This is a genomic window from Arthrobacter sp. 2YAF22_2 (genome assembly GCF_052114645.1).
GTDB lineage: Bacteria > Actinomycetota > Actinomycetes > Actinomycetales > Micrococcaceae > Arthrobacter.
Map to the genome: position 1 here is coordinate 1 of NZ_JBFRFD010000572.1, position 2,137 is coordinate 2,137.

2 protein-coding genes are annotated in these 2,137 nt (G+C 68.8%); both read right to left on the minus strand.

Features of this window, described 5'->3' with window-relative positions; genetic code table 11:
* A partial coding sequence (locus tag AB4Y86_RS17410) for an AMP-dependent synthetase/ligase (protein ID WP_441403419.1) occupies window positions 1-1,335 on the minus strand: 1,335 nt, incomplete at its 3' end.
* A gap of 64 nt (window positions 1,336-1,399) precedes the next feature.
* Window positions 1,400-2,137: dolichyl-phosphate-mannose--protein mannosyltransferase (locus AB4Y86_RS17415; RefSeq protein WP_441403420.1), on the minus strand; the 738-nt coding region annotated here is incomplete at its 5' end.

The following is a 2,137-nucleotide window of genomic DNA, read 5'->3' on the forward strand; positions in this document are numbered from 1 at the left end:
GGCATTGGCTGTCTCGTTGGCGTGGTAGCCCTTGAAAACGCCGATGCCCTTGACCAGGATCTCGCCGTCTTCGGCGATCCTGATGGTGGTCCCGGGCACCGGGATGCCCACGGTCCCCACCCTGGTGCGGGTGGGGGTGTTGGCCGTGCACGGCGCCGTCGTCTCGGTCAGGCCGTAGCCTTCCAGGACCGGGACGCCGGCGCCGCGGAAGAAGTGGGCGTCGTTGGAGCTCAGCGGACTCGCGCCGGAGACGGTGTAGCCCAGTTGGCCGCCGAAGGCCTGCCGTAGTTTCGGGTAAAGCACCTTGTCGAAGAGGCCGCGCCTGGCCCGCAGGACCCAGCCGGGGCCGGTGCCTTGCCCGCGGGCGGCGGCGTCGAGGGCTTTCGAATACTCGACGGCGACGGCGGCGGCCGACCCGAAGAGCCGGTCCTTGCCGGCCAGGGCCGCTTTTTGCGCGGCGCCGGCGTAGACCTTTTCAAAGATGCGCGGCACCACCAGCAGGAAGCTGGGCTTGAACGTGCCGAGGTCCGTCAGCAGGTCCTTTGCGCTGGAAGTGTGGCCCAGTGTGGTCCCGGCACTGAGGCAGATGACCTGCACGGCGCGGGCCAGAACGTGGGCCAGCGGCAGGAACATGAGCGTCCGGGTGTTGGGCTGGAGCAGGATTTCCGGCAGGAACAGGATAATGTTCTTCGCGACCAGGGCGAAGTTGCCGTGCGTGATTTCGCAGCCCTTGGGGCGGCCGGTGGTGCCGGAGGTGTAGACCAGCGAGGCCACGTCGGCGAGGCCCGCCGTGGAGCGGTGTCGTTCCAGCTCGGCGTCGCCGACTCCGGTGCCGGCGGCCGCGAGGCTTGCGAGGTTCGGGGCGGCGCCGTCGTAGTCCATCCGGACGACGCCGAGCAGTCGCTGCGCCAGCAGGCCGGAGCCGTCCAGGACGCCCTGGACCAGCGTGGCCTTCGCCTGGTCCTCGACGAAGATGCGCAGGGCGCCGGAGTCGTGCAGGATCCACTCGACCTGGCCGGCGGAGGAGGTTTCGTAGATGGGGACCGTGACGCCGCCGGCGAACCAGATGGCGAAGTCCACGACTGTCCATTCGTAGCGGGTGGCGGACATGACGGCGACCGTCTCGCCGGGGGCCAGGCCGCCGGCGATCAGTCCCTTGGCCAGGGCCCTGACCTGGTCCAGGAACTGCTGGACCGGAACGTCGGTCCAGCCGGCGGGGCCCTTACGGGAGTACAGCGCGTGGACGGGGTCCTGGGCGTGCTGCTCCAGCAACAGGTCCGTCACGTTGCTTTCCGGGGTCAGCTCCACGAGCAGTCCGGTGCTAGCTTCTCTCAAAACCCATGTCTCCCGTTCCGGTCCGCAGCCGCCCGGTGGCCCGGGCTCCGCTAGCAATCCTGCCCTAGATCCAGGACGGCATCCACATCCGGAACCGCCAGTCCTGGTACGAGATCACCTCCGCGGTCCAGACCGGGTAGAAGAACGCCGAGAGCAGCACGGCCGCCACGACGAACAACGCCACGAGGTAGAAGCCGGAGCGCCGCCGCCACAGCGCGTCCGTGCGCCGGCCCAGGACCAGCCCCAGACAGTAGACAAGGGCGAGCACCAGGAACGGTTCGAATGAGACTGCGTAGAAGAAGAACGTGGTGCGTTCCGGGTACATGAACCACGGCAGGTAACCGGCGCCGACGCCGGCCAGGACGGCCCCGGCGCGCCAGTCGCGGCGGCCCAGCCACCAGAACAGCAGGACGCCGAGGCAGATTGCCGCGCTCCACCAGATCAGCGGGTTGCCCACCGAGAGGATGGCCGAGGTGCAGCTGGGCAGCTCGCAGCCGGCCGTACCCTGCTTGGGCGACTCATAGAAGAACGACGTCGGCCGGCCCATCACCAGCCAGGTCCAGGCGCTCGCCTCGTAGGGGTGGTCCGCGCTCAGGCCCTGGTGGAACTTGTAGGCCTCGAGGTGGTAGTGCGCCAGCGAGCGGAGCGAATCGGGAATCCAGCCCCACTGCGCCGATGGGTTGCTTTCGGCCCAGTGCCGGTAGTAGGCGTTGCTGGAGCGGAACCAGCCGGTCCAGGTAGCCGTGTAGACGAGGCCCGCGACGGGGACGATGCTCAGGAAGGCGGCGATGCCGTCCTTGAG